At 56.4% G+C, this 25818-nt stretch carries 21 protein-coding genes; 13 read left to right on the plus strand and 8 right to left on the minus strand.

Annotated features, from left to right (window positions below):
* Positions 1–18 precede the first annotated feature (18 nt).
* Entirely contained in the window at positions 19–2589 is a 2571-nt protein-coding gene (locus AC2CF9_RS05970; RefSeq protein ID WP_484556490.1) for a bifunctional diguanylate cyclase/phosphodiesterase, read from the plus strand.
* Here the strand turns inward: AC2CF9_RS05970 and AC2CF9_RS05975 are convergent.
* From AC2CF9_RS05975 to AC2CF9_RS05990, 4 genes are read right to left on the minus strand one after another with little or no spacing between them, the layout of a single operon-like run.
* Complete coding sequence (locus AC2CF9_RS05975) at positions 2584–3915, minus strand: MFS transporter (protein ID WP_484556491.1); 1332 nt, start codon at positions 3913–3915, stop codon at positions 2584–2586. The genes AC2CF9_RS05970 and AC2CF9_RS05975 overlap by 6 nt on opposite strands.
* Positions 3908–4543, minus strand: a complete 636-nt coding sequence (locus AC2CF9_RS05980) for a hypothetical protein (RefSeq protein ID WP_484556492.1) — start codon at positions 4541–4543, stop codon at positions 3908–3910. The genes AC2CF9_RS05975 and AC2CF9_RS05980 overlap by 8 nt, the downstream gene beginning before the upstream one ends.
* Positions 4536–5885, minus strand: a complete 1350-nt coding sequence (locus AC2CF9_RS05985) for an amidase (protein WP_484556493.1) — start codon at positions 5883–5885, stop codon at positions 4536–4538. The genes AC2CF9_RS05980 and AC2CF9_RS05985 overlap by 8 nt, the downstream gene beginning before the upstream one ends.
* 14 nt (positions 5886–5899) lie before the next feature.
* Positions 5900–6580 carry a DUF2848 domain-containing protein gene (locus tag AC2CF9_RS05990; RefSeq protein WP_484556494.1) on the minus strand — a complete coding sequence of 227 codons (681 nt, stop codon included), beginning with the start codon at positions 6578–6580 and terminating at the stop codon, positions 5900–5902.
* Positions 6581–6694: 114 nt separating this feature from the next.
* Here AC2CF9_RS05990 and AC2CF9_RS05995 point away from each other — a divergent pair, with 114 nt between their 5' ends.
* Positions 6695–7369 carry a GntR family transcriptional regulator gene (locus AC2CF9_RS05995; RefSeq protein WP_150017114.1) on the plus strand — a complete coding sequence of 225 codons (675 nt, stop codon included), beginning with the start codon at positions 6695–6697 and terminating at the stop codon, positions 7367–7369.
* On the opposite strand, the gene AC2CF9_RS06000 is transcribed toward AC2CF9_RS05995, so the two are convergent.
* Positions 7363–8391: a LacI family DNA-binding transcriptional regulator gene (locus AC2CF9_RS06000; protein WP_484556495.1), complete on the minus strand. Its 1029-nt coding sequence runs from the start codon at positions 8389–8391 to the stop codon at positions 7363–7365. The genes AC2CF9_RS05995 and AC2CF9_RS06000 overlap by 7 nt on opposite strands.
* Before the next feature lie 239 nt (positions 8392–8630).
* Here AC2CF9_RS06000 and ascF point away from each other — a divergent pair, with 239 nt between their 5' ends.
* From ascF to yfiB, 7 genes are all read left to right on the plus strand, one after another.
* Entirely contained in the window at positions 8631–10073 is a 1443-nt protein-coding gene (gene ascF, locus AC2CF9_RS06005; protein WP_484556496.1) for a PTS cellobiose/arbutin/salicin transporter subunit IIBC, read from the plus strand.
* Positions 10074–10088: 15 nt separating this feature from the next.
* Positions 10089–11525: a 6-phospho-beta-glucosidase gene (locus tag AC2CF9_RS06010; protein WP_484556497.1), complete on the plus strand. Its 1437-nt coding sequence runs from the start codon at positions 10089–10091 to the stop codon at positions 11523–11525.
* Between the two features lie 252 nt (positions 11526–11777).
* Entirely contained in the window at positions 11778–13367 is a 1590-nt protein-coding gene (locus tag AC2CF9_RS06015) for a hypothetical protein (RefSeq protein WP_484556498.1), read from the plus strand.
* Positions 13360–13809 carry a hypothetical protein gene (locus tag AC2CF9_RS06020; RefSeq protein WP_484556499.1) on the plus strand — a complete coding sequence of 150 codons (450 nt, stop codon included), beginning with the start codon at positions 13360–13362 and terminating at the stop codon, positions 13807–13809. Before AC2CF9_RS06015 ends, AC2CF9_RS06020 begins: the two co-directional genes overlap by 8 nt.
* Before the next feature lie 212 nt (positions 13810–14021).
* Positions 14022–14501, plus strand: coding sequence for a regulatory sequestration protein YfiR (gene yfiR, locus AC2CF9_RS06025; RefSeq protein ID WP_190314941.1), 480 nt, complete (start codon positions 14022–14024; stop codon positions 14499–14501).
* 1 nt (position 14502) lies between these two features.
* Positions 14503–15717, plus strand: a complete 1215-nt coding sequence (dgcN, locus tag AC2CF9_RS06030; protein WP_484556500.1) for a diguanylate cyclase DgcN/YfiN — start codon at positions 14503–14505, stop codon at positions 15715–15717.
* Positions 15714–16184, plus strand: a complete 471-nt coding sequence (gene yfiB / locus AC2CF9_RS06035; protein ID WP_370513334.1) for an outer membrane lipoprotein YfiB — start codon at positions 15714–15716, stop codon at positions 16182–16184. The genes dgcN and yfiB overlap by 4 nt, the downstream gene beginning before the upstream one ends.
* Here the strand turns inward: yfiB and AC2CF9_RS06040 are convergent.
* Both AC2CF9_RS06040 and AC2CF9_RS06045 read right to left on the minus strand, forming a co-directional pair.
* Positions 16171–17148, minus strand: a complete 978-nt coding sequence (locus AC2CF9_RS06040; RefSeq protein ID WP_150017107.1) for an apurinic/apyrimidinic endonuclease family protein — start codon at positions 17146–17148, stop codon at positions 16171–16173. The two genes, yfiB and AC2CF9_RS06040, sit on opposite strands and share 14 nt — an antisense overlap.
* Before the next feature lie 105 nt (positions 17149–17253).
* A complete protein-coding gene (locus AC2CF9_RS06045) occupies positions 17254–19284 on the minus strand; it encodes a choline transporter (RefSeq protein ID WP_484556501.1) in 2031 nt (676 codons plus the stop codon).
* A 249-nt stretch (positions 19285–19533) separates the two neighbouring features.
* Between AC2CF9_RS06045 and betI the strand changes: the two genes are divergently transcribed.
* The 3 genes from betI to betA are packed head-to-tail and all read left to right on the plus strand — an operon-like array spanning position 19534 to position 23320.
* Positions 19534–20130 carry a transcriptional regulator BetI gene (gene betI / locus AC2CF9_RS06050; RefSeq protein ID WP_150017105.1) on the plus strand — a complete coding sequence of 199 codons (597 nt, stop codon included), beginning with the start codon at positions 19534–19536 and terminating at the stop codon, positions 20128–20130.
* A 13-nt stretch (positions 20131–20143) separates the two neighbouring features.
* Entirely contained in the window at positions 20144–21616 is a 1473-nt protein-coding gene (gene betB, locus AC2CF9_RS06055) for a betaine-aldehyde dehydrogenase (RefSeq protein WP_484556502.1), read from the plus strand.
* Between the two features lie 24 nt (positions 21617–21640).
* On the plus strand, positions 21641–23320 hold the full coding sequence (gene betA, locus AC2CF9_RS06060) for a choline dehydrogenase (RefSeq protein ID WP_150017103.1): 1680 nt from the start codon (positions 21641–21643) through the stop codon (positions 23318–23320).
* A 144-nt stretch (positions 23321–23464) separates the two neighbouring features.
* Here the strand turns inward: betA and AC2CF9_RS06065 are convergent, their stop codons facing one another.
* Positions 23465–24388 carry a LysR family transcriptional regulator gene (locus AC2CF9_RS06065; protein ID WP_484556503.1) on the minus strand — a complete coding sequence of 308 codons (924 nt, stop codon included), beginning with the start codon at positions 24386–24388 and terminating at the stop codon, positions 23465–23467.
* Positions 24389–24486: 98 nt separating this feature from the next.
* Between AC2CF9_RS06065 and aptA the strand changes: the two genes are divergently transcribed.
* Positions 24487–25818: an omega-aminotransferase AptA gene (gene aptA, locus AC2CF9_RS06070; protein ID WP_150017101.1), complete on the plus strand. Its 1332-nt coding sequence runs from the start codon at positions 24487–24489 to the stop codon at positions 25816–25818.

A 25818-nucleotide genomic window follows, 5' to 3' on the forward strand; every position in this document is an offset into this window, starting at 1 on the left:
TCTCCCACACGCGGGCAAATGCGTGGGCTGATCCGTCAGCCTATGATGATGATGGTACTGCTGATCCTGCTGGCATTTACCGGTGCGTTTATCAGCCTGATATATATCGCCGGCGATTTAAATCAGCAATCCGATCGCCAGCAATCTTTGCTGCTGGACAAAGCGCTTCAGACGCGTCAGGCGGCAATGCAGTTTCACCTCTCTGATAACGCCGAGTGGGGCGAGGCGTATCAGAATCTGCACCGTAGGCTGAATCGCAGCTGGGCATGGGATAATCAGAATCTTGGCTCCTCGCTGTTTGATACCTTTGCCTATGAGGGGGTGTTTGTTATCTCACCGCAGGATGAAACGCGCTACAGCGTGATCCGTGGGCAACCGGAAGCGAGAACGCTTTCCCTCTGGCTGGGCGCCGATCCCCTGCCCCGGATTAAAACGCAGCTGCAGGCGAGCGCGGGTAAAGCGATCAGTGACTACGTGCTGGCAAAGGGGCAACTTACACTCTATAGCGCGGCGTGGATCACCCCAGGAGGCGACCGCAGCGTAACGGCGCTGCCTGGCCCGCCTTCGCTGATGATTTTTACCGATCGCCTGACGCCACAGAAACTGCTTAAGCTGGGTCATGAGTATGGTATTCAGAACCTCCATCTGGATACCTCGCCTGCCGGCCAGCCAGCCTCTCCCGCTCTGCTGCTTTCAGTGGGTGACAAGCGCGTTGCGCTGGTCTGGCGCAGCGCAAATCCTGGCGGCGCGCTGCTGACCGGGCTGCTGCCTCTGCTGGTGCTGATTATGCTGCTCTCGCTGTTTACCGCGCTGATGCTGATGCGCAGCGCGCTGCGAAAAGCGCAGCTTAATGATGAGAGCGCCTGGCTGCTGGGACAGAGCCAGCTCGCCCTGAGCGCCAGCGAACGGCGCTTCCGTGACATCGCCGAAACTACCACGGACTGGATCTGGGAAATGGACAGCCAGCTGCGCTTTGTCTGGATTTCAGGGCGGTTTCCGGTCGTCACCGGTTTCAGCAGCCAGGAGTGGATACAGCGTACGCTGGCGGATTTCCTGCTTGATTACGCTAAATATCGCAGCCGTCTGACGCTGTTTCAGCAATCCGGGGGTCAGTTGACGCTGACCGGTTGCCGCTACCGCTCCGCGCAGGGGCACGTGCGCTACTGTAACCTGACGCTGAAAGAGGTCATGCTGACCCAGGGCGTCAGCGGTTTTCGCGGCAGCGCTACAGATATCACGCTCGAGTACGAAGCGCAGGCGCGGGCGCACTACCTCTCCCATTTTGACGAACTGACCGGGCTGGCTAACCGGGTGCAGATGCAGGAGTTCCTGACGGGCAAACTCAGCCTGCCATCCGATCCGCAACATCGCCTGGCGATTATCATGATCGATCTGGATAAATTTAAGCCGGTCAACGATATCTACGGTCACACCGCAGGCGACAAAGTTCTGCATGAGGTATCGGACCGTATCCGCGCCTGTCTCGGCAGTCACGGACTGGCGGCACGTCTGGGGGGCGATGAGTTTGTGGCGATCCTGCCTGAAATGAACAGCCGCGATCGTATTATCGCGCTGTGTCAGCAGCTGATAGCGCGTATCAACGATGCGTTTGAGGTGTGTGACAACACGCTGCATATTGGCGCCAGTCTCGGCATTGCGCTGGCGCCGCAGGATGCCGATAACGCCAGCGATCTGCTGCGCTATGCCGATATCGCGCTATATAAGGCGAAAAATAACGGGCGCAATCAGTGGGTCTTTTTTGATCGAGATATGGAAGAGAAGATTGTGCAGCGTCGCGAGCTGGAGCATGAGCTGCGCGATGCGATTAACAGCGAGCAGCTGGCGCTCGTGTATCAGGCGCGCTATGAGCTGGCAGCCGGACAGGTGACGGCAGTTGAGGCACTGGTACGCTGGCAGCATCCGCGGCTGGGTCTGCTGATGCCCGATCAGTTTATTCCGCTGGCGGAAGAGACCGGCCTGATTGGCGCGCTGAGCGACTGGGTGCTGCTGCGCGCCTGCAGCGATATCGTACAGTTTGAGCCGCCACTCTCCGTATCAGTCAATATCTCAGCGACTGAACTCCAGAATGATGCGCTGCCGTCACGTATTGCCCAGGTGCTGCAGCTCAGCGGCCTGCCCAATCACCGGCTGGAGATAGAAGTCACGGAAAACGCGCTGCTGAGCGATCCGGAGAAAACGCTGGCGACGATGCAGGCGGTTAAAGCGCTCGGCGTAAAATTTCTGATTGACGATTTCGGCACCGGTTACGCCTCGCTCTGCTATCTGCGCGCGTTTCCGTTTGATGGCCTTAAAATCGATAAATCGTTTATCTTCCCGCTGGGTGAATCTCCGCAGGCGCGTCAGGTAGTGGAAAATATGATTGGGCTGGGTAAAGCCTATTCGCTGTCAGTTACGGCTGAAGGGGTGGAAACTCCCGGACATATGGCGCAGCTGCAGGCGCTCTCCTGTGACGCGGTACAGGGTTACTATATCGGACGTCCGGGTCCGCTGGCGCAGATTGCGATGGTGCTGCCGGAAGACAGTCCGATGCGGAAAAATGCGGCGGTCCCTCGCCAGCGACATTTATAGCGGTTTATGCGCCGTCTCTTTCGCTTTCCACAGGGCAAGCAGCGTGATCAAAAGCGCCAGCGACACGTAAAGTGATACCCAGAGCGTGCTGCCCGACTCGCGGTAAAGCGAGGTGATAATCAGCGGCGCAAAGCCGCCGCCGATGATACCGGCCAGCGTATAGGCGAGCGAAGAGCCGGCGTAGCGGACGTGGCCGGGAAACTGTTCGGTCACAAAAGCCGCCTGCGGACCATACATAATCGCATGGATCAGCAACCCGATGATTACCGCCAGCACAATCAGTACCGGCTGCGAGCTGTCGAGCAGAACAAAAAAGACAAAGCTCCAGATCACGCCCAGCAGTGCGCCAGCAATATAGACCGGGCGACGCCCCAGCCGATCGGATAAGGCACCAAACATCGGCACCGTAATCGCATTGCCGATGGCGCCGAGCATAGTCGCCAGCAGCGCGACCGGACGCGGCAGCTCCAGCACCGTGGTGACGTAGGTCAGCGTAAAGACCACCACCAGCGCGTAAAGCACGTCAGATCCGATGCGTGAACCACCGGCAATCAGCAGCGCGCGCGGATGATGGGTAAACACCTCTTTGAGCGGAGCCTGCGTGGTTTTATCGGCCTGTTTCATCGCTTTAAAGGTGGGTGTCTCATCCACGCCGCGGCGCAGCCACAGCCCAAACATCACCAGCAGCAGGCTGAGCAGGAAGGGTATACGCCAGCCCCATGCCTGAAACGCTTCGCCGCTCAGTGACAGGGTCACAAGGGTAATAAAGCCGGTGCCGATCAGCGTACCGCACGACGGTCCTACCTGCGCAAAAGAGGCGTTACGCCCGCGCTTTTTAGCGTCACCATGCTCCATCGAGAGCAGTACCGCACCGGCCCATTCCCCGCCCAGCGCTATGCCCTGAATAAACCGCAGCGCGACCAGCAGCACCGGACTCCAGATCCCCCAGCTGGCGTAGCCGGGCAGCATACCCATTAGCGCGGTCGTGACGCCCATGATCACCAGCGTGGTGACCAGCACCGCTTTGCGCCCGGCCACGTCGCCAAGATGCCCGAAGATAAAGCCGCCTACCGGACGGGAGACATAGCCAACGGCATACGTTGAGAACGCCAGAATGGTGCCGACCAGCGGATCGAAGCTGGGGAAAAATACATGGTTAAACACCAGCGCCGCCATGATGTTGTAGACGGTAAAATCGTACCACTCCAGCGCCGTACCGATAGAGCTGGCGGCTGCCAGCCGCCGGGTTTTACTGGCGCCCGTAGCGGCAGAATGCGTGACGTCAGGCTGTGAAACCTGTGACAGTGCAGAGTCATTATTACTCATAGGAGATCTCCTGTCGGGTAAGCTGCCAGCTCAGCGCGTAGCGCTCTGCTTCAGCATTGAAAGTCTGCGCGGCCATAGCAGCCAGCGTGACAGAGGCGGTTTCATCAGCGCAGTGCAGCAGCAGCATGGCGTGCATCGGACGATCGGCATCGGTTTCGCGCGGCAACGGCGTGCTGAGTGACACATCCGGCGTCAGCAGGCAGGAGGAGATATAGCCCGGCACCGGCGGCAGCTGCTGCTGCCACGCCTGCAGCGCCGCGCCGTCAGCGTCTGCGGGCAGGGTCAGAATAGCGAGATGCGCGCCCTGACCCCGGCCATGCCGGTGTGTCACGGCGCAAACCCGTCGCTTCGGATTAATCATCCGGTTGAGATTAGTGACTGACCATTCCGTCTGGCGCGTAAAGGCGGCGTGGTAGGCGGCACTGGTAAAGGTCTCCAGCGATGCAGTTTCATAAAGCCCCAGATAGCGGCGCGCTGCCGCTACGGCACGATAACGCGTACCGCTGAGAAAGCCTTCGATGGCGACGCGCTCTTCAACATGCTCATGGTCATACCACTGGTTAAAATCAGCATCATCTTCGGGTGCCACGCTGGTGGCGACAAACAGCATACCGTGGGGGTTATTCATGATGTAAACCTCGTTGCAGGGCAGATTCGGCAGCAGCGGCCCAGCCAAGCAGCGCTGCATCCTGGTTATGAACTGACGCCAGCATCAGGCCGGCAGGCGCCTCGCCGGGCGTATGACAAGGCAGTGAAATGGCGCAGCCATCCAGCATGTTGATAACGCTGGTGTTGCGCAGCATCAGCAGGTTGACTTCGTGGTAGCGCTCTTCATCCTCCAGTTCGGCAATGGTGGGTGCGATCAGCGGCACGGTAGGCATCAGCAGCGCGTCAAAGGGCAACAGGAAATCGCTGACCTGCTGCTGCCACGTCCGGCGCAGCTGATACAGCTGCTCCGCATCCTGCGGCGTCAGCGCGCTGCCGCGCCGTATCCGCAGCAGCACCTGCGGATCGTACTCTGCCGGGGATCTCTCCACCCACGTCTGATGCCACTGCCAGGCTTCATACGCGGTGATACCACCGCGCGCGTTGAGGGTATCGAGCTCGTTCAGCAGAGGCATCGGCTGCTCTGTCAGCTTCGCACCCGCCTCGCGCAGAATCCTGAGCGCACGCTGCCAGGCGGCGCTGACGCCTTCATCCAGGCCGTCGAGCACGCGGGTTTGAGGAATAAGAAAATGTGCGTCAGCCAGACTGCGCGGCTCAGGCGTCAGCGGCGCGTCGGCAATCACGCTATCCAGCAGCCAGCAGCTCCGCACGTCATGAGCAATTGTCCCGATACTGTCGAGCGACGGTGCAAGCGGCAGCGTGCCCCGCTGGTCGATACGGCTGGCGCTGGGCTTAAAGCCGGTCAGGCCGCAGAGTGCGGCCGGAATACGCACTGAGCCGCCGGTATCCGTGCCTGCGGAGCCGGCTGACATACCGTCCGCAACCGCGACCGCCGCACCGGATGATGAACCGCCCGGAATGCGCTTTTCCTGCCGCCGCCACGGGTTAGCTGGCGTGCCATAATGCGGATTAATGCCCAGCCCGGAAAAGGCAAATTCCGTCATAGTGGTTTTGCCCACGATCACGGCGCCCGCCTGCAGCAGGCGCTGCACAATAGTGGCGTCAGCCGTCGCGTGCGGGAGGCCGGGCAGCCTTGACCCGGCGAGCGTGGGGGAGCCTGCAACGTCGAACAGATCTTTGATACTGACCGGCACGCCATCGAGTGGTGAGCGCGCCGCGCCGCGCGCCCGGCGCGCATCGGCCGCGATGGCCTGCTGCTGCGCCTGCTCTGCCCACACCTGAGTAAATGCGCGCGCACCCTCGCCCTGCTCTGCCTGAATCGCCGCCAGCGCCTGCGCCGTCAGCGCCACTGACGTGGTATCACCAGCCTGCAGCTGCTGACTGGCCTGCCATAATGTTGTCATAACGCGCGTCTCCATCAGGCAATCACCGGCAGAGTGGAGAGGGAGTAGCTGTGCTCCAGCGTGCGGTTCAGTACCGGGTCGTGCAGCGCCATGCGAAACGCCTCAGCGGGACGAATACCGCCGATAGCCGATAATGTGCCGCAGGAGAGCGCGAATCCCTCCTCTTCCGTTGTTTTACCTGAGAAACGCGCGATCAGTTCCCGGGGAGAGAGCAGTGCATCAAGCGTGCCGGACTGGTAGGTGACCCAGTCGCCGTTCTCCATTATCCACGCACGCAGCTCCAGCCGATCCCAGTGCGCGGCAACCTCCGTCATGCGCCACGCCTGCTGCGCGACTGGCTTCACACATACCTGTTTTGAGAGCGCCACGCTGAAGGTTTCCAGATGACGATCGGTGTGGTCAGAGATCAGCGAAACCCAGCACTCTCCCTGGTGAAAAAAGACAAACGGCTCAGCCTCACCCGACGTCTGCTCTCCCACCACTTCCACATTCTCATGCTGGCTCAGCAGCCCCGGCGTGGCACGATAGAACAGCGGTACTGCACCAGGAGCGGGCACGCCCAGCGCCTCCAGCTCACGGATATGGTGCAATACGGCTTCCCGATCGCGTCCGGCCCAGCCCGCGATAACCAGCTGTTTGATGGTAACGTCCAGCGCCAGGGGCGGTTTTTCCTGCGTGTTGAAACGTAGCTGCATGGTCGGTTCTCCTGACTTGAAATGACTGTGAAATTTCACTGTGATTTCAAAGTAGCCATTTTCATGCCAGGTTTTTGTGTAATATGTCTCAGTACCCAAAAAAGGATGTGCGCAATGAGTGATGTAATGGCTGAAAATGTGAACCCGCAGGCGGAGGCAAAGACGCTTTCATTAAATGAGCGCGCCTATCTGGCGTTTAAACATCGCCTGATCACGCTGCGCTATAAACCCGGCGACTATCTGAATACGGCGCAGGTGATGGAAGATCTGAAGATGGGCCGCACGCCGGTTAATCAGGCGGTGCACCGTCTGGCGACAGAGGGCCTGCTGCAGATCATTCCCCGTAAAGGTGTGATGGTCTCGCCGCTCTCTATTGATGATGCGCTTGAACTGATTGAGGTCAGGCTGGTGAATGAAGCGCTATGCGTCAGGCTGGCCGCGGCGCGCATCAGTGACGCGCAGATTACTACGTTGCGTCAGCTCAATCAGCAAATCGCGCGCGCCAGCGCGGCGCATGAGCGAGAGACGATGATGCTGCTGGATCGTGAATTTCATCAGGGGCTGGCGGAGATTGCCGGAAACCGGCGTCTGACCGACATTCTGAGCATTATTCATGCCCAGGCACAGCGCTTCTGGGCAACCACGCTCTCCAGCGTCCGGCATATGGAAGAGGTGATCGCCGAGCATGAAGCGATTATCTCGGCGCTGGAGCAGGGTGATGTGCAACAGGCGGAAGCGGCTACGCGGGTGCATATTCTCTCTTTCCGGCAGGCGCTGCTTAATCACTGAGTCTCGCGGGATAGCCAGGGACCTGCAGCCAGAGATTCACGCCGGATAAGCGTGCCGGTGTGCGGCGCGCCTGGCCTGATATCGCCGCCGTCGAGCATGGCGACCAGACGGGCGATGGTTTCATGGATCATCTCTGTCACCGGCATTTTCACGCTCGACAGCGCCGGAAGGGTATAGGGTGCCAGTGGAATATCATCAAATCCCACCACCGCCACCTGCTGCGGCACGGCAATTCCCCGGACGGCCAGCGCCCTGAGCGCGCCGATCGCCATTTCATCATTGCTTGCCACCACCGCGCTGAAACGGACGTGTTGTGCCAGCAGCTGCTCAACAGCCATGACGCCCTGTTCCGCCTGCCAGCGCCCTTCCACCACCCGCGAGGAATCGAACGCAATGCCATGTTTCGCCAGCGCCGCCTGATAACCCGCCAGGCGCTCGCGTCCGGTAGGCGAATCAAGCGATCCGGTGATAAACGCAATCTCGCGATGCCCCAGCAGAATAAGCTGCTCAACGGCTGCCGCGCTGGTGGCGTGCTGATCGGCAAAAATGCAGTAGCTGGTGTGCTGACGCAGGCGGCGGTTGATGACGAGAATCGGATGACGGTGCTGAGCAATAATGCTGTCCATCTCTTCAATCGAAAGAAAGCGCGGATAGATAATGACGCCATCGCAGCGCAGATCGAGCAGAAACTCAATGGCGGCCCGCTCTTCTGCCGCGCTATGTTTGCCGTCCACCAGCAGCAGCTGGCGCCCCTGCTGTTCAAGCATGCGCGCTGAATGCTGCATCATTTCGGTAAAGTAGCTGCCGCTGTAGAGCGTATTAGTAATAACCAGCCCGATTGTCTGGCTGGAGCGCGTTGCCAGATTGCGCGCCAGCAGATTCGGCCGGAAGCCGGTTTCAGCGATAGCCGTATACACCTTTTCCCGCGTAACCTGGCTGACATAGCCGTTACCTGACAGAACACGTGACACTGTCGCTTTTGAGACACCTGCGCGTTTCGCTACTTCGGTGATAGTGGTCATAATCTGCCTGTTTAAGCTCTCCTGCTCTGAGTTTACCTAAGTATCGGGACAGGCACAGAAATTTATCTTTTGTCCCGTCGGGCGCGATCTGATCCGCATCACAATTGCAGACATTAAATTTTAATTATCTTGCCTGAAAATAATCCACATCTCATGATTTTGTGAAACCGGTTTCTCATGAATAAAAAACAGGCAGCCTGCTGCCGGACAATCTTACCCTGAAAACTGAGACAGAAATCATGGCGAATAAGTATGCAGACGCCGCCCGCTCCATTGTTGCTGCACTTGGCGGCCTGGAAAACATTACGGCGGTGACCCACTGTATGACGCGACTGCGTTTTGTCGTGCAGGCACGCGAAAAGATTAATGATGCCGCGCTAAAAGCGATCCCGGGTGTGATGGGCGTGGTCTATACCGACACCCAGTGTCAGGTGATCATTGGCAATGACGTAAACCTCGCCTACCAGGCGGTGCAGCAGCTTGGCACGCCCGGCGCTTCCGCCATCGCAGCCGCGCCGGCGCGGAAAATCACGCTGCGCCGCATCGGAGCCGGCATTCTTGATGCGCTGGTGGGCACGATGTCACCGCTGATCCCGGCTATCATCGGTGGCTCAATGGTTAAGTTGCTGGCGATGATGCTGGAGATGGGCGGCGTGCTGGAGAAAGGCAGCTCAACGCTGATCATTCTCAACGTAATCGGCGACGGCGCTTTCTTTTTCCTGCCGGTGATGGTTGCGGCCTCAGCCGCGCTTAAATTCAATACCAATATGTCGCTGGCGATCGCCATTGCCGGGGTGCTGGTACACCCCAATTTTATCGACCTGATGGCGAAAGCCGCGCAGGGTCAGACGGTGGAGTTCGCATTTATTCCGGTAACGGCGGTGAAATATACCTATACCGTGATCCCCGCGCTGGTCATGACTTGGATCCTCTCCTGGATCGAACGCTGGGTTGATCGCATCACCCCCGCCGTGACGAAAAACTTTCTCAAACCGATGCTGATCGTCCTGCTGGCCGCACCGGTAGCGATTCTGCTTGTCGGACCGCTGGGGATCTGGATCGGCAGCGGTATCTCTGCGCTGGTCTACACCATTCACGGCTATCTGGGCTGGCTTTCGGTCGCCATTATGGGCGCGCTCTGGCCGCTGCTGGTGATGACCGGTATGCACCGCGTTTTTACCCCTACTATCATTCAGACCATCGCTGAAACCGGCAAAGAGGGCATGGTTATGCCGTCAGAGATTGGTGCCAACCTCTCGCTTGGCGGCGCGTCGCTGGCAGTCGCGTTTAAAACCAAAAATCCGGAGCTGCGTCAGACCGCTTTCGCCGCCGCCGCCTCTGCCATTGTCGCCGGTATTTCCGAGCCGGCGCTGTACGGTGTGGCCGTGCGGCTGCGCCGCCCGCTGATCGCCAGTCTGATCAGCGGCTTTATCTGCGGCGCGGTGGCAGGCATTGGCGGACTCGCCAGCCACTCTATGGCCTCACCGGGCCTGTTTACCAGCGTCCAGTTTTTTGATCCTGCTAATCCCATGAGCATTGTCTGGGTTGGCGGCGTTATGGTGCTTTCCGTGGTGGTTTCATTTGTGCTGACGCTGCTGCTCGGCTTTGAGGATATACCTGTTACCACACCAGCAGAACAGCAGCAGCCGGCCCCCGGTAATGTCGCCATCCCTACCCGTTAATGATTGAGGTTTTTTATGTCTGACACGCCATTCCCGGCCGGTTTTTTATGGGGCGGCGCTTTAGCCGCCAACCAGTCTGAAGGGAGTTACCTGGCCGATGGTAAAGGGCTGACCACGGTGGATATGATCCCGCACGGCGCTAACCGTATGGCGGTTAAGCTGGGGCTTGAGAAGCGGTTTACGCTGCGCGAAGAGGAGTTCTACCCCAGCCATGACGCTATCGATTTTTATCATCGCTATAAAGAAGATATCGCGCTGATGGCAGAGATGGGCTTTACCGTTTTTCGGACTTCTATTGCCTGGAGCCGGCTCTTTCCCGACGGCGATGAGCTGACGCCGAATGCGGACGGGATCGCTTTTTATCATAAAGTATTCACCGAGTGCCGCAAATACGGCATTGAGCCGCTGGTTACGCTCTCTCACTTTGATGTGCCGATGCATCTGGTCATTGAATATGGCTCATGGCGCAATCGTAAGATGATCGATTTCTTTGCGCGGTACGCGCGAACCTGCTTTGAAGCGTTTGATGGCCTGGTGAAGTACTGGCTGACCTTCAATGAGATCAATATCCTGCTGCACAGTCCCTTCTCAGGCGCTGGCCTGGTATTTGAACCCGGCGAGAATCATGAGCAGGTGAAGTATCAGGCGGCGCATCATGAACTGGTCGCCAGCGCGCTGGTGACAAAAATTGCGCATGAGGTGAATCCGCAGAATCAGGTGGGCTGCATGCTGGCGGGTGGTAACTTCTACCCGTGGTCCTGCAAGCCAGAGGATGTCTGGGCCGCCCTGCAGAAAGATCGTGAAAACCTGTTCTTTATCGATGTTCAGGCGCGCGGCGCTTACCCTGCCTATAGCGCGCGGCTGTTCCGTGAAAAAGGCGTAACCCTCGACATTACGGATGAAGATGCAGCCATTCTGCGTCACACGGTAGATTTTATTTCGTTCAGCTACTACGCATCGCGCTGCGCCTCGGCAGAGATGAATGAGCAGAACAGCAGCGCCGCCAACGTTGTCAAATCGCTGACCAACCCGCACGTTGCGCGCAGCGCCTGGGGCTGGGGAATTGATCCGCTGGGGCTGCGCATCACCATGAATATGATGTATGACCGCTATCAGAAGCCGCTGTTTCTGGTGGAGAACGGCCTCGGCGCACGTGATGAGCTTACCGCCGCAGGCGAGATCCATGATGACTACCGCATCAGCTATCTGCAGCAGCATATTGCGGCCATGGCAGAGGCGATCGCCGATGGCATACCGGTGATGGGCTACACCACCTGGGGCTGTATCGATCTGGTCGCCGCTTCCACCGGTGAAATGAGTAAGCGTTACGGCCTGGTCTACGTTGACCGGGATGACCAGGGCAACGGCACCCTGCAGCGCATGCGTAAAAAATCCTTCTGGTGGTATAAAAAAGTGATCGCCAGTAACGGACGCGACCTCAGCTCTGAGTAATATGCGCAGGCCAGCCAGCTGGCCTGCAGCTCTCCGCAACAGGTCTGCTATTTCACTACAATTCATATAGTTAATTTGTCGATGAGCGATTTACTGTATTAGACGTTCATCTAACCTGTGTATTCTTTTCACATCCGGTTTTATGCCTTCTGACTGCAGGCAGGCGTTGTATTAACGGTTCATTAATCCCCCCTCGAACTGCAAACAGTAAAGGTACAATTTTTACACCAACCTCAGGACGATACTTTAATTATGGAACAAAAACCTCTTAATAAACTTTCGCATTTTGAAGCGACAGCACATTTTCGGCCAGAGATAGATGCGCTGGTAGACGTATTAAACCCACCTGAAACAATTTGGGGTAAAATAAAGTCAACAGTGAACTCCCGGCATATATTTGCAAAAGAAAACATTGTACGCACCTTCAAGAAAAAATCCTCTTTTTTGACATGCCTTTATAGTGAAAACAATTTAGAATTTCCTCTTGGACGATGTATTATTAAAAAAAGAGAGGTGGATAACGAAGGTACTGTGCGTGGTTCATTAAGATACAAAGTGCCTAGTGTTATTTCTATGGATGCTCCCGTTCCATTACATATGGTCGATGAAGTCATTAATTTATTTAATGCTGGTGGAACACCAGATTTCAGACGCAATAGTTATGAAGAATTGTGCAGTTTCAGAGTTACGCTCGATCAGCGAGCACGTCTTTTACGTGTAAAGCATAACCTTCCGGCAACCGACTCTCTTTTTACTAAAGATAAACATATAAATTTCCGCAAGCTAAAACTGGATAATATATACATTCCCAAAGATATGTTTGAAAAAGCGGATTTTAGCTACAGCTCGATTGGGAAGCGAAATATCACAGAACATGATCTTTCCCGAATAATATTTGAAAATAGTTCGATGCAGATTGATTATTCCGCACTATCTGGCACAGAGAGAGATATCGATTTATTTTTTAACCATCATAATAACCCTGAAGGAACGCCATTAACAGCATTACAAAGTATCGATAATCGCTTTGCCGATTTTAAAATCCAGCTGGCAAGAGGAGTCGTTAATGAGTTATCGCGCCAAAATATCACCTTAGAAAATTTAGTCAGTGCAGCTATGCCGATACTTGAAATTTTTGGCAAAGAACCCTTTTGTTCAGATCCCAACCTCAGGCAATGGCATGACAGGCTAACGGAAGAGTGGTTTAATTCAAATAGACATATCTCAGGCAGCAATCTGGATCTTTTACCTCCTGCAACAATTGAAACTTTGCTTCGTCTTATTACGCATGACTCATCTTTATTGTCGCAAAAAAATGCTTTATTTCATCAAATAATTGGTTTTGCATTTTCTAAGAACCATGAGAATTCAAATCTCACCAATCACGCTCAGGAAAGCTATAACCGTTATCTTCAGAGCCGAGAAGTTACGCCTTATACGCGCTTTGAACACTTCAGCCGCACCACTGCTCTCTCTGAACCTGCACAAGTTAATCTGCAGGAGAGTGATGCTGTAAATCTCGTGTTGATGCCTGCGAATCCAGGCGGCCCGGTTCTGTTAATGAGTCTTGATACCCTGCGCGGCATGTTAAGGCCCGATCCGCTGAACCCCGTCTGGAACCAATTTTATCAAATGGATACGCCGCAAAACTGCTTAAAAATGGTTGAAGTAAACCCGGAAAAGCTGTTCCGCCGCGACTTTCCTCAGTTTCTTACTCCATTTCTGGAAGAACAGCAGAAAAATACGTTTAGCAAATTGCTGGATTTACTTAAGCTGGGAGAGTTTCGTAATGCTTTTTACCACGCAACCGGAGCAAAGTCCTCAACTGAAAAAAATGATTGATAAAGCCAATGAGTTTAAGCTGGAAGCACACTTTCGCCCTGCGCTGTGTCCTGGCGAGTACTGGAGTCAACTGACGCAACAGCATGCGCAGGCAATTACAGAAGCTTATGGGATAACAGATGCATCTCTGCGAACAAAAGCAGAACATTTTCTCTGCCTCTCTGCAGTATTTACGCGCCTCTCTTCCAGTTTTTATTTTGGAACAGGAGCAGAATCGCCTTTGCCACTGCGCGCCTACGCTCATGCTTTAATGCTTCAGGCGGCAGAATTTGACTCAACAATTTTTGACTCGCCTTCTTTGCTTATCGAGTGGCAGAATAAGTTCCAGGGAAGTAACGGATTACTTGAATGCACGGCGGTTTTGTCCCAGGGCATGTTTGACTATTTGAACAGAGTCTGTCCGCAAACGCTGGCCGCGGTTCGCCCGCTGGCGTGGAGTTAACGTCGCGCCTCGCATAATCTGTGGCTTCAAATGAGCGGTGGCAATAAATCGGTTTAAAGGCTTCATCCCGTACTGGTTACGCATTTCATGGTGTAAATGGTACTATCCCGGCTTTACTGACCAGGAACAGTGCCATGCAGATAAAAGGATTTCCTGCCCCGTATTCAAAAGGATGCTGCCTTTGGCTGTGCTGCGCACTGCCTGCGCTGCTGGTGCTGCTTAGCTGGCCGATGGCATATGCCGCTGAGCATACTGCCGCTGACAATCGCGCTAACCGTATTGTCAGCGGTATTCTGAGCTTTACCCGCTGGCCACCTCCGGTGCAGGTGCCGCAGCTCTGTATTCTGGCCTCCGCCCGACACCTCACGCTTTCATCAGCCGACGCGCCGCCTGCCACGCCGTACAGCGTCGTGCGCGCTGACAGCGCCGGCAGGTTACCCGCGCTGCACTGCGACGCGGTCTATTTCGGCACGGAAACCCCGGCTCAGCAGCATGCAGCTCTGGCAGCAATGCCTGATAAAGCGGTGCTCAGCATGGCGGAAAATAACCCTGACTGCGCAACCGGCGCCACTTTCTGTATGATTTTTGGTGAGGACCGTACCCGTTTTTCGGTGAATCTCGATTCACTGGCACGCAGCGGCGTTAAAGTCAGCCCTGATGTGCTGATGCTGTCGCGTAAAGAGAACCAATAAGATGAAATTTTTACTGAGAAAATGTCAGGGTTCATCACTGCGCGGCCGCCTGCGCCGCATCAGCACCATAAATGCAGCGGTGATCCTGCTGCTGTGCTGGCTGCTGATGACCTCGACCTCTCTCTACTTTATTAAACGTTACGAAAACCGCAATCTGGCGCTGACGGCAACCACGCTGAGCACCAGTCTTACTGCAGCAACGGTATTTGAAGACAGCTATGATGCGCACAGTAAGATTGCCATGCTGGGCGACGAAGGGATGTTTGCGTCTGCGCAGCTGGTCACCGCCAGCCATACTGTCCTGGTTGACTGGGTCAACCGCCGCGAGCACAGCGGCTTCTATGAAAAACAGCTGCGGCAATGGATCTACGCCAGCCCGGTCAACGTGGAGATACAGCACGCGGGCGCGCGGGCCGGCAGCCTGACGCTGGCCGGAACGGTGAACGGCGCCAGCGAATTTATCCACTACTCCATTCTGATCCTGACCTGCGGCATGCTGTGCGTGCTGGTGATCTCTTTTATGCTGAGTGAATTTCTGCATCGCGGCATTCTGCTCTCCATGCGCACTATTACGCGCGCGATTCACTATGTGATCCGCACCGGTGATTTTACCCAGCGCGTGCCGCCTGAGCCGATCAATGAGTTTCAGCTGCTTTCCAGCGATCTGAATGCGCTGCTGAGTGAGATGCAGACGCTGAAAGCATCGCTGTTGCGCGATAACCGTTCGCTGGCCGAAAAAGCGCTGACCGACCCGCTTACCGGTCTGGCGAACCGTTCTGCTTTCGTGGCGCGGCTGGCGCAATTGCTCGATCGTCCGTTAACGCCGCCGCGCTTTGCGCTGCTGTTTCTGGATGGTGACCGCTTTAAGTGCATTAATGACAGCTGGGGACACGCTGCCGGGGATGAAGTGCTGAAAGCCACCGCTGAACGCCTGGCTGGTCTGGTCTCAGAGGGCGATCTGGTGGCACGCATGGGCGGCGATGAGTTTGCGATTGTCCTCACCAGCCGCACTACGCCTGCCCGGCTGCAGGCGCTTCGGGATGCCATACAGCATGCGGTACGCCAGCCTATCGCGCTCAGCGAAGATCGCACGATTACCACCTCGGTCACCATCGGCTATGCCTGGGCGCAGTCTGGCGACAGCGTAGCCTCACTGCTGGAGCGGGCAGATTTGCATATGTATAAAAACAAAAAACTCAATAAGGATCGGCTGTGAAAATCTATTATTGTCTGATGGCGCTGATACTCACCTGCGCGGGCTGCCAGTCCGGCGGCTTTACCCGTGCCCAGGTTGCGGCGCTGCAGCAGGAGGGTTTTAGTCAGAACAGCGAGGGCTGGGGGCTGGGATTACCCAACCGCATCCTGTTTGGCATTAATGAGTCAGAACTTACCGCGGCCAGTAAACAGCGCATCGCCTCCACGGCAAGCCTGCTGGCAGCCACCGGCATCACGCATCTGCGTATCGACGGCCATACCGATAACTATGGCGAAGCGGGCTATAATCAGCAGCTTTCACTCAAACGCGCCAACGCCGTGGCGCAGCAGTGGGCCGCCGGCAGTGGCGTCCCGCGCGCGAATATTGTGACGCGCGGGCTGGGTATGCGGGTGCCGGTTGCCAGCAACAGTACCTCGCAGGGGCGCGCACAGAACCGCCGCGTCGCCATTGTCATCACTGCGCCGTAGCGTGGCCGCCGCGCTCCAGCGCATAGAAATAGAGGCGGTCGCGGGCGAGGTTTTTCATTTTGACTTCGCACATGATATCGAACTGGTCAAACGAGAGTGCCCAGTCGTTTAGCGTCTGATTAAAGAAGTAGTCCGAATGCGCGCGCAGCTTCATTTTAGAGGCCGCCAGCGCATTCTGGTCGGGAAAACCGTGATCGGGGATCAATCCTTCCTGCGCAATGGAGTAGTGCAGCACCGGACGCACGCCGCGCCAGGAGTCGATAATCTGCGCAATCCGGCCATCGTCAGGTTTGATAAAGGCGTTCTCTTTTACCCAGTGATGGTGAATATCCAGCACCACCGCGCAAAGCTCGCGCGCCTGGAGCACATCATCGAGCGCGCAGGAAACCTCATCATTCTCGACGGTGAGCATATTACGCGCCTCGGGGCTGAGCCGCATAAACGCATCGCGAAAACCGGCAAAGCCCTTTTTGCCGTTCATATGGATATTGATTTTAAAATCCTGAAACTGCTGACCATAGCCCATCAGGACGGCACAGGTGGCGTGATATTCAACATCCTCAATTGCACGCTCCACCACGCCCTCATTATCAGACGCCAGTACAGTATATTGTCCGGGATGAAACGAGAGGCGAATGTTGCGGGCGCGCGCCAGTTCACCGCAGCGGGCAAACAGCGGCGCCAGCTCCGGCATCGCCTCGCGGTAGAGTGGCGTAGCCTGCGGAACGGTATAGAGCGGCAGCAGATCGCTGCCGATACGCATCATGCGCAGCGCATCAGGCAGCGTGGCGAGCTGTTCCAGCAGAGCATAAAGATTGGTGAGGTTAGTACGCGCCAGACCAACCAGCAGCGTGGCGGCGGCGTCACCCTGCATACCCAGAAAGCGGGTGCGGGTGGTGCTTTTGAATGGGAAAGGCTGCTTCGCCTCATGATCGAAATACTTACACGCAAAACCCAGTTTCATAGAATTCCCCTTAACGGCAGCTAGTGAGTCTAGCTCTCAGACAGGAATGCGCGAGGCGGAGAGGAAAGAAAACGGGCAGCCGCATGGTCACAGCTGCCCGTAGGGTTACATCTCAGGGAAGGTCAGATTACTGCCTGGTGCCTCACGATGCAGATGGATAAAGTTCAGGTGACGCTCATACTGATCGAGAATATCGATAATCACCTGCTCCTTGTTGTAGTCCATTAGATCGTTGCCCTGGCTACCCTCCAGTAAAAATGTCTCCAGACGGTAATAGTGCGATTTACCGCTGCGTGCACGATAGGTAAAGCCGGGGATCGAGTATTGCTGCGGCCAGACCTGATACATAAAGCTCTGCTCCTCACCCAGATCCACGCGCAGCTCAAGGTGCCCCAGCGCCTGCCCCTCTTCAGCCGGCATTTTCTCCAGCATAGCGCGTGCCCCGCGCAGCTCCAGCTCTTTCGCCACATCTTCCATCGCCGGATAGATAACGGTCTCCATCATGCGCTGCGTATAGCGCGTGCCCGGATAGTTCATCAGGCGCGACAGCCGCTTCTTCCAGCTCAGACGATCGCTGCTTGAGGGAATATAAGGCGCGGTTTCACGCACGGCGCTGGCGCGACGATGATCTTCCACTTTTAGCGATTTCCACAGGCCGGCCATCACAAAGAAGATCACAAAGCTAAACGGCAGCCCCATGATGACCGTGGTGTTCTGCAGTGCAGAAATACCGTTGGTCATCAGCATGCCCATGGTCAGCACCCCGATCGCGATTGACCAGAAGATACGCAGCCAGTTAGGCGCATCGCTATTGATATCCTTGAGCTTTGAGGTGAAGTTACCCAGCACCAGCGAACCGGAATCCGCTGAGGTAACGTAGAAGAGCATCCCGGTAATGGTCGCCACCGACGCGCTGAGCTTAAATGCCGGATATTGCGCCAGCAGGCTGTAAAAGCCGCGTTCAGCATGCGCCATCACTTCCTGCGCAAAGCCGGCATCGCCGTGAATGATTTCATACAGCGAGGCGTTACCGAAGACGGAAAGCCATAGCAGGGTAAACGTAAAGGGAATGATCAGCGTGCCAAGCACGAACTGGCGAATGGTACGGCCGCGTGAGATACGCGCCAGGAACAGGCCAACAAACGGCGACCAGGCGACCCACCATGCCCAGAAAAACAGCGTCCAGCTATTCATCCACTGGGTCGGACGATCGAACGCAAACGTGTTCAGCGTCATGCCCATAAAGCGGTTGATATAGTCGCCAACGTTCAGCACCAGTGCGTTCAGCAGGAAGTCCGTTTTGCCCATAAACAGCACAAACAGGATCAGGCCGAGCGCCAGCGCCACGTTGAGCTCAGACAGAATCCGGATGCCTTTGTCGACGCCCGATGTGACGGAGATTGTCGCAATGATCACCGACAGGACAATCAGCGCCATCTGCGCGGTCAGCCCTTCAGGAACATCAAACAGTACTTTCAGCCCATAGTTCAGCTGCACCACGCCAATACCCAGCGTGGTAGCAATACCAAAAATGGTGCCGACTACCGCTGCGATATCCACGGTATGACCAATCGGTCCATTGATGCGTTTACCAAAAATCGGATAGAGCGCAGAGCGAATGGTGAGCGGCAGATTATAGCGGTAGCTGAAGTAGCCGAGCGCAATCCCCATCAGTGCGTACATTGACCAGCCGGTCAGCCCGTAGTGAAACAGCGTCCAGACCATCGCCTGACGCGCTGCTTCCATGGTTTGTCCGGCGCCCTCCGGTGGCTGCATATATTGCGACACCGGCTCCGCAACGGAGAAAAACATTAAATCAATCCCGATACCGGCGGCAAACAGCATCGCCGACCAGCTCAGCAGGCTGAACTCCGGTTTGGACTGCTCCGGCCCGAGCTTGATCGCGCCATAGCGCGAACAGGCCATATAGATCACGAAAACGATATAGAGGGTGGCGGCCAGCATGTAATACCAGCCAAATGTGGTTGAGACCCAGTTTACCGCTGTCTGGATCCAGGCGGCCGCAAGGTCGCTATAGATAATGGTGACAAGTGAAAATGTCAGAATCAGTCCGGCCGAGGTGAAAAACACCACGGGATTAATTCTGTCCTTTTCACTGGCAGGTGGATTAATCATCGATAACCTCTGGTTAATTTCCTGTAACTACTCAATAAATTGATACGATCAGTATGGCTGATCTTGTTGTTGTACTCCCTGCTTTACCTCCGTTAGTTGGGCACGGTGATAAATCGCTACCAAGCGTAGCTCACCGTTTGGCTTTTGTAACAAACGAAGCACACCATCCTAACAACTTTCTTTTTTATATTGAACGTGCAATCAAAAAAAGTTTTAATAGGGGTCTCAATTTGAGGTGGAGCGGAAGTGATGCCAAAGGTAGGAATGCAGCCGATACGTCGCCGGCAACTGATTGATGCGACGCTGGATACCATCAACGACGTAGGAATTAACTACGCCACCATCGCGCAAATTGCCCGACGGGCTGGCGTCTCTACCGGCATCATTAGTCACTATTTCAAAGATAAAAATGGCCTGCTGGAAGCCACCATGCGTGATGTCACGCGTCAGCTGCGCGAAGCCGTTGCCATGCGGCTTAAACCGCTGGCAGACGCCAGCACCGAAGCACGCCTGCTGGCCATTGTGGAAGGTAACTTTGATGACACCCAGCTGCACAGTGCCGCCATGAAAGCGTGGCTCGACTTCTGGGCAAGCAGCATGCATCAGCCGCAGCTGGGCCGGTTAGAGCGGGTCAGCAGTCGCCGCCTGTTCTCCAGCCTGGCTGCCGAATTTCGCCGGGAAATGCCGCGCGAGCAGGCCCGACTGGCAGCTTACGGTTTGGCTTCTATGATTGATGGCTTGTGGCTGCGTGCCGCATTGAGTGGCAAGCCCTTTGATTTAGCGATTGCCAGAACCCTTACCACCCAATTTATTCGTCAGCAACTGGCTGGCTCACCGAATCACTGAGGAAGGAGAAACCATGTCCCGATTCACCGAACAGCACCTCTACATTGATGGCAAATTTGTCCCTTCTGCAGCAGGTAACACCTTCCAGAGTATCAACCCTGCTAATGGCGATGTGCTGGCAGAGGTCCATGAAGCTGAGCGTGCGGATGTCGATCGCGCCGTTGAGGCCGCGAAAAAAGGCCAGAAAATCTGGGCTGCGATGACGGCGATGGAGCGCTCGCGCATCTTACGGCGTGCAGTGGAGATCCTGCGTGAACGTAACGACGAACTGGCGGAACTCGAAACGCTGGACACCGGTAAACCGTTCAGCGAAACCCAGGCGGTAGATATTGTCACCGGCGCGGATGTGCTGGAGTACTATGCCGGGCTGATCCCTTCACTGGAGGGTCAGCAGATCCCGCTGCGCGACACCTCTTTTGTCTATACCCGCCGCGAACCGCTCGGCGTGGTGGCCGGGATCGGCGCGTGGAACTACCCCATCCAGATCGCGCTGTGGAAATCGGCACCGGCACTGGCTGCGGGTAACGCCATGATTTTCAAACCCAGCGAAGTCACTCCGCTGACCGCGCTGAAGCTGGCTGAGATCTACACCGCGGCCGGCGTGCCGGATGGTGTTTTCAGCGTGCTGAACGGACGCGGCGCGGTAACCGGCCAGCTGCTGACTGACCATCCTGGTATCGATAAAGTTTCCTTCACCGGCGGCGTGGCCAGCGGTAAGAAAGTGATGGCAAACGCTGCCGGCTCGACACTGAAAGATGTCACGATGGAGCTGGGCGGTAAATCTCCGCTGATCATCTTTGATGATGCCGATCTCGACCTCGCCGCTGACATCGCCATGATGGCAAACTTCTACAGCTCCGGTCAGGTCTGCACCAACGGCACCCGCGTCTTTATTCCTGCAGCGGTAAAAGCGGAATTTGAGGCCAAAATCAGCGAACGCGTGGCGCGTATCAAAGCGGGCGATCTCTCCGATCCGGCTACAAACTTTGGTCCGCTGGTGAGCTTTGCCCATCGCGATAACGTAATGCGCTATATCGAATCGGGCATCAGCGAAGGGGCTACGCTGCTGTGCGGCGGTAAGCGCATGAGCGGCGCTGAATTTGATCAGGGCGCGTGGGTTGAACCAACCGTCTTTACCGACTGCCGCGACGAAATGACCATCGTACAGGAAGAGATTTTTGGCCCGGTGATGTCCATTCTCACCTATGAGAGCGAAGAAGAGGTTGTGCGTCGCGCTAATGCCACCGAATATGGCTTGGCCGCGGGCGTGGTCACGCAGGACCTTAACCGCGCGCACCGCGTTATTCACCAGATTGAAGCCGGTATCTGCTGGATCAACACCTGGGGCGAATCCGCCGCTGAAATGCCGGTAGGGGGCTACAAGCACTCCGGTATCGGCCGTGAAAACGGCGTGATGACGCTGCAGAATTACACCCAGGTCAAATCGGTACAGATCGAAATGACCCGTTTTCAGTCAGTATTTTAATTGAGCTTACCTGAGGAGCGACTAATGGAATTTGATTACGTCATTATCGGCGCCGGATCCGCAGGAAACGTACTGGCTACCCGTCTGACCGAAGATAGCAATGTCAATGTACTGCTGCTGGAGGCGGGCGGTCCCGATTACCGCTTTGATTTCCGCACCCAGATGCCTGCGGCCCTGGCTTACCCGCTGCAGGGCAAGCGCTACAACTGGGCGTATGAGACCGAGCCGGAACCTTATATGAATAACCGCCGCATGGAGTGCGGGCGCGGTAAAGGGCTGGGTGGCTCGTCGCTGATCAACGGCATGTGCTATATCCGCGGCAATGCGATGGATCTCGATAACTGGGCCAAAGCACCCGGTCTTGAGCAGTGGAGCTATCTCGACTGCCTGCCCTACTATCGCAAGTCAGAAACGCGTGATATCGGCGCAAATGACTATCACGGCGGCGAAGGCCCGGTCAGCATCACCACCTGTAAGCCGGATAACAACGTCCTGTTTGCGGCAATGATTGAAGCAGGTGTGCAGGCGGGTTATCCGCGCACCGACGATCTGAACGGCTATCAGCAGGAAGGCTTTGGCCCGATGGATCGCTTTGTTACGCCGAAAGGCCGCCGTTCCAGCACGGCACGCGGCTATCTCGATACCGCGAAAAAGCGTCCGAACCTGAAGATCATTACCCATGCGACCACCGATCGCATTCTGTTTGACGGCAAGCGCGCAACCGGCGTTGAATATCTTGAAGGCGGCAGCAACACCCCGAAAACAGTCTATGCGCGGCGTGAAGTACTGCTGTGCGCTGGCGCCATCGCCTCGCCGCAGATCCTGCAGCGTTCAGGTGTTGGTCCGGCAGAGCTGCTGCAGCAGTTTGATATTCCGGTTGTGCACGACCTGCCCGGCGTAGGTGAAAATCTGCAGGACCACCTGGAGATGTATCTGCAGTATGAGTGCAAAGAACCGGTCTCTCTCTATCCGGCGCTGAAGTGGTGGAACCAGCCGAAAATTGGCGCCGAATGGCTGTTCAACGGTACCGGCGTCGGCGCCAGCAACCAGTTTGAAGGCGGCGGCTTTATTCGCAGCCGGGAAGAGTTTGACTGGCCTAACATCCAGTATCACTTCCTGCCGGTTGCCATTAACTACAACGGCTCTAACGCGGTTGAAGCGCACGGCTTCCAGTGCCACGTTGGCTCTATGCGCTCGCCAAGCCGGGGTCACGTGCGGATTAAATCACGCGATCCGCGCCGCCATCCGGCCATTCTGTTCAACTACATGTCACATGAACAGGACTGGCAGGAGTTTCGCGATGCGATTCGCATTACGCGTCAAATCATCAACCAGCCGGCGCTGGATAAATATCGCGGTCGTGAAATCAGTCCGGGAATCGATTGCCAGACCGATGAGCAGCTGGATGAGTTTGTGCGTAATCACGGTGAAACTGCTTACCACCCTTGCGGCACCTGTAAAATGGGCAGCGATGAGATGGCGGTGGTCGATGGTGAGGGTCGCGTGCATGGCCTGCAGGGGCTGCGCGTGGTCGATGCCTCAATCATGCCGCTGATTATCACCGGTAACCTCAATGCGACGACCATTATGATCGGCGAGAAGATTGCGGATAACATTCGCGGTCGCGATCCGCTGCCACGCAGCACTGCCGACTACTATGTTGCCGGCGAGCGCCCGGTGCGCGGTGAGCCTGTACGGGCATAACCTCTCTGCAGGGCAGCGCAATGCTGCCCTGCTTCAAACCGTTCTATCCTCGCTGTAAAACAAGTCGCTGTGAATATCCGGTCACACCTGCCGGCACTGAAGCTGATATGAGTTAGTTGATCAACTAACAGTATGTTGTAATTATCATAATGTGACAGCTTTACTTTCCACACCCGCTGCTGCCAGAAAATGCTGCAGAATGGCGTTCTGGCGCTCTCCCTGCCGGGTCACAATCGCGATTTGGCTGCCGAATCGCAGCCGCGAAGGCGCTATTGCACGCATCTGCCGCAGCTCACACCAGCGTGCTGCGTAGTGATCGGGCAGAAAGCCGATATAGCGTCCGGTCAGGATCAGAAAAGCGATACCTTCCCGGTCAGAGGCTGTGGCCGTACAGTTAAGTGACTGATGCAGGCCAGCGGCTTCCGCGCTCAGGCGGTAGCCAGGCGCTATTGCTTCATAGCAATGCAGCACCGCCGGATCAGCCTCATCCGCGTGGCTGAAAAGCGGGTGCGTACTGCTGCAGTAAAGACAGGAGATCTCTTCATAGAGCGGCGTATAGACCAGGCCCGACACCGGCGCGGTATAGGGCAGCGCGCCCACGTGCAGGCGACCGTCAAGCAGGCCCTGCTCAATATCAGCGGCCGTAAGCATACTGATATTGATGCGGACTTCCGCGCCCTTTTCGCGTAACGCTTCCAGCGCCTGCGTAATCTGCATGCGCGGCTGCGTCACCAGATTATTGATAATGCCGATATTGAGTTCACCGCGCAGCTGTTTATGCATCTGGTTTATTTGCTGGCGAAAATCCTCAACCGCCACCATCAGGCTGGCGCTGTGGCGCAGGATCTCGCGCCCTTCATCCGTCAGGGCAAACCCCGCCCTTCCGCGCTGACAGAGCCGCATCCCGAGACGCTTCTCCAGATCGCTCATATGCAGGCTAATCGCCGAACGGGTAATGCCCAGCCTGCTCTCGGCAGCCGTAAAGCTGCCGCATTCGCTGACGACTTTAAACAGCCGCAGCAGACGCAGATCGAAATCGGTAACCTGCGCCAGCGTTTTAGGTTTCATTCAGGTGAGTTTTCCGCTGACTAAACTTGAGTTAATTAGCATTTAACTTAACCGATGCCTGATTGCAAACTCTGGCTATACATTCTGGAGAACCCGCCATGTCCGAACGCACTGATACCGCTTCCCTGAACCTGCAGTCGCACTGGATGCCCTCCAGTGCTAACCGTAATTTCCAGCGCGATCCGCGCTTTATCGTGGCAGCGGAGGGACGCTGGCTTACCGATGATCAAGGGCGACACATTTATGACAGTCTGTCAGGGCTGTGGACCTGTGGCGCTGGCCATACGCGCAGTGAGATCCAGCAGGCGGTAAGCCGGCAGCTCGGCGTGCTTGATTACTCCCCCGGCTTTCAGTATGGCCATCCGCTCTCGTTCCAGCTGGCAGAACGTATCACGCAGTATATGCCGGGCGATCTCAACCATATCTTTTTCACCGGCTCCGGTTCTGAAGCGGCAGACACCGCGGTGAAAATGGCGCGCGGCTACTGGCGCGCGAAAGGCCAGCCGGCCAAAACCAAACTGATTGGTCGCGCCCGCGGTTATCACGGTGTGAATATCGCCGGCACCAGCCTCGGCGGCATTGGCGGCAACCGTAAAATGTTTGGTCAGTTTATGGATGTGGATCACCTGCCGCATACGCTGCAAAGCGATCTCGCTTTTACGCCAGGTCAGGCTGAAACCGGCGGCGAGGCGCTGGCTGATGAAATGCTGAAACTGATTGAGCTGCATGATGCGTCAAACATCGCCGCGCTGATTGTTGAGCCGCTTTCCGGCTCCGCCGGAGCCATCATTCCGCCACGGGGTTATCTGCAGCGCCTGCGTGAGATCTGCACGCAGCACAACATCCTGCTGATTTTTGATGAAGTGATCACCGGCTTTGGTCGCATGGGACGCTGGACCGGCGCAGAGTACTTTGGCGTGACGCCGGATCTGCTTAACTTTGCCAAGCAGATCACCAACGGCGCTATCCCGCTGGGGGGCGTGGCCGCCAGCAGCGAAATCTACCACACCTACATGTCACAGCCGCTGCCAGAGCATGCGGTGGAGTTTGCGCATGGCTATACCTATTCCGCCCATCCGGTCGCCTGCGCAGCGGCTATCGCCACGCTTGACCTGCTGGAAAAGGAGTCGCTGATAGCGCAGTCGGCTGAGCTGGCACCGCGATTTGAGCAGCAGCTCCACGCGCTGCGCGGTTGTCCGCACGTGGTGGATATTCGCAACTGCGGGCTGGTCGGGGCAATTCAGCTGGCGCCGCGTGAAGGCGATGCCACGCTGCGCCCTTTTGAAGCGGGCATGCTGTTATGGAAGGCGGGATTCTATGTTCGCTTTGGCGGCGACACGCTGCAGTTTGGCCCGATGTTTTCTGCTCAGCCTGACGAACTCGACAGGCTGTTTAATGCGGTAAGCGATGCGCTGTATCGCCTGGCGTAA

Source organism: Pantoea sp. SYBGC1 (assembly GCF_057197005.1).

Coding starts and splice junctions, on each gene's coding strand:
- aptA (WP_150017101.1), top strand. CDS start 24,487: ATGTCCGAACGCACTGATACCGCTTCCCTGAACCTGCAGTCGCACTGG.
- AC2CF9_RS06000 (WP_484556495.1), bottom strand. CDS start 8,391: ATGACCACTATCACCGAAGTAGCGAAACGCGCAGGTGTCTCAAAAGCG.
- AC2CF9_RS05990 (WP_484556494.1), bottom strand. CDS start 6,580: ATGCAGCTACGTTTCAACACGCAGGAAAAACCGCCCCTGGCGCTGGAC.
- AC2CF9_RS05970 (WP_484556490.1), top strand. CDS start 19: ATGCGTGGGCTGATCCGTCAGCCTATGATGATGATGGTACTGCTGATC.
- AC2CF9_RS06015 (WP_484556498.1), top strand. CDS start 11,778: ATGGAACAAAAACCTCTTAATAAACTTTCGCATTTTGAAGCGACAGCA.
- betB (WP_484556502.1), top strand. CDS start 20,144: ATGTCCCGATTCACCGAACAGCACCTCTACATTGATGGCAAATTTGTC.
- AC2CF9_RS05995 (WP_150017114.1), top strand. CDS start 6,695: ATGAGTGATGTAATGGCTGAAAATGTGAACCCGCAGGCGGAGGCAAAG.
- AC2CF9_RS06040 (WP_150017107.1), bottom strand. CDS start 17,148: ATGAAACTGGGTTTTGCGTGTAAGTATTTCGATCATGAGGCGAAGCAG.
- betA (WP_150017103.1), top strand. CDS start 21,641: ATGGAATTTGATTACGTCATTATCGGCGCCGGATCCGCAGGAAACGTA.
- AC2CF9_RS05980 (WP_484556492.1), bottom strand. CDS start 4,543: ATGAATAACCCCCACGGTATGCTGTTTGTCGCCACCAGCGTGGCACCC.
- ascF (WP_484556496.1), top strand. CDS start 8,631: ATGGCGAATAAGTATGCAGACGCCGCCCGCTCCATTGTTGCTGCACTT.
- dgcN (WP_484556500.1), top strand. CDS start 14,503: ATGAAATTTTTACTGAGAAAATGTCAGGGTTCATCACTGCGCGGCCGC.
- AC2CF9_RS06020 (WP_484556499.1), top strand. CDS start 13,360: ATGATTGATAAAGCCAATGAGTTTAAGCTGGAAGCACACTTTCGCCCT.
- AC2CF9_RS06010 (WP_484556497.1), top strand. CDS start 10,089: ATGTCTGACACGCCATTCCCGGCCGGTTTTTTATGGGGCGGCGCTTTA.
- AC2CF9_RS06045 (WP_484556501.1), bottom strand. CDS start 19,284: ATGATTAATCCACCTGCCAGTGAAAAGGACAGAATTAATCCCGTGGTG.
- betI (WP_150017105.1), top strand. CDS start 19,534: ATGCCAAAGGTAGGAATGCAGCCGATACGTCGCCGGCAACTGATTGAT.
- AC2CF9_RS05975 (WP_484556491.1), bottom strand. CDS start 3,915: ATGAGTAATAATGACTCTGCACTGTCACAGGTTTCACAGCCTGACGTC.
- AC2CF9_RS06065 (WP_484556503.1), bottom strand. CDS start 24,388: ATGAAACCTAAAACGCTGGCGCAGGTTACCGATTTCGATCTGCGTCTG.
- AC2CF9_RS05985 (WP_484556493.1), bottom strand. CDS start 5,885: ATGACAACATTATGGCAGGCCAGTCAGCAGCTGCAGGCTGGTGATACC.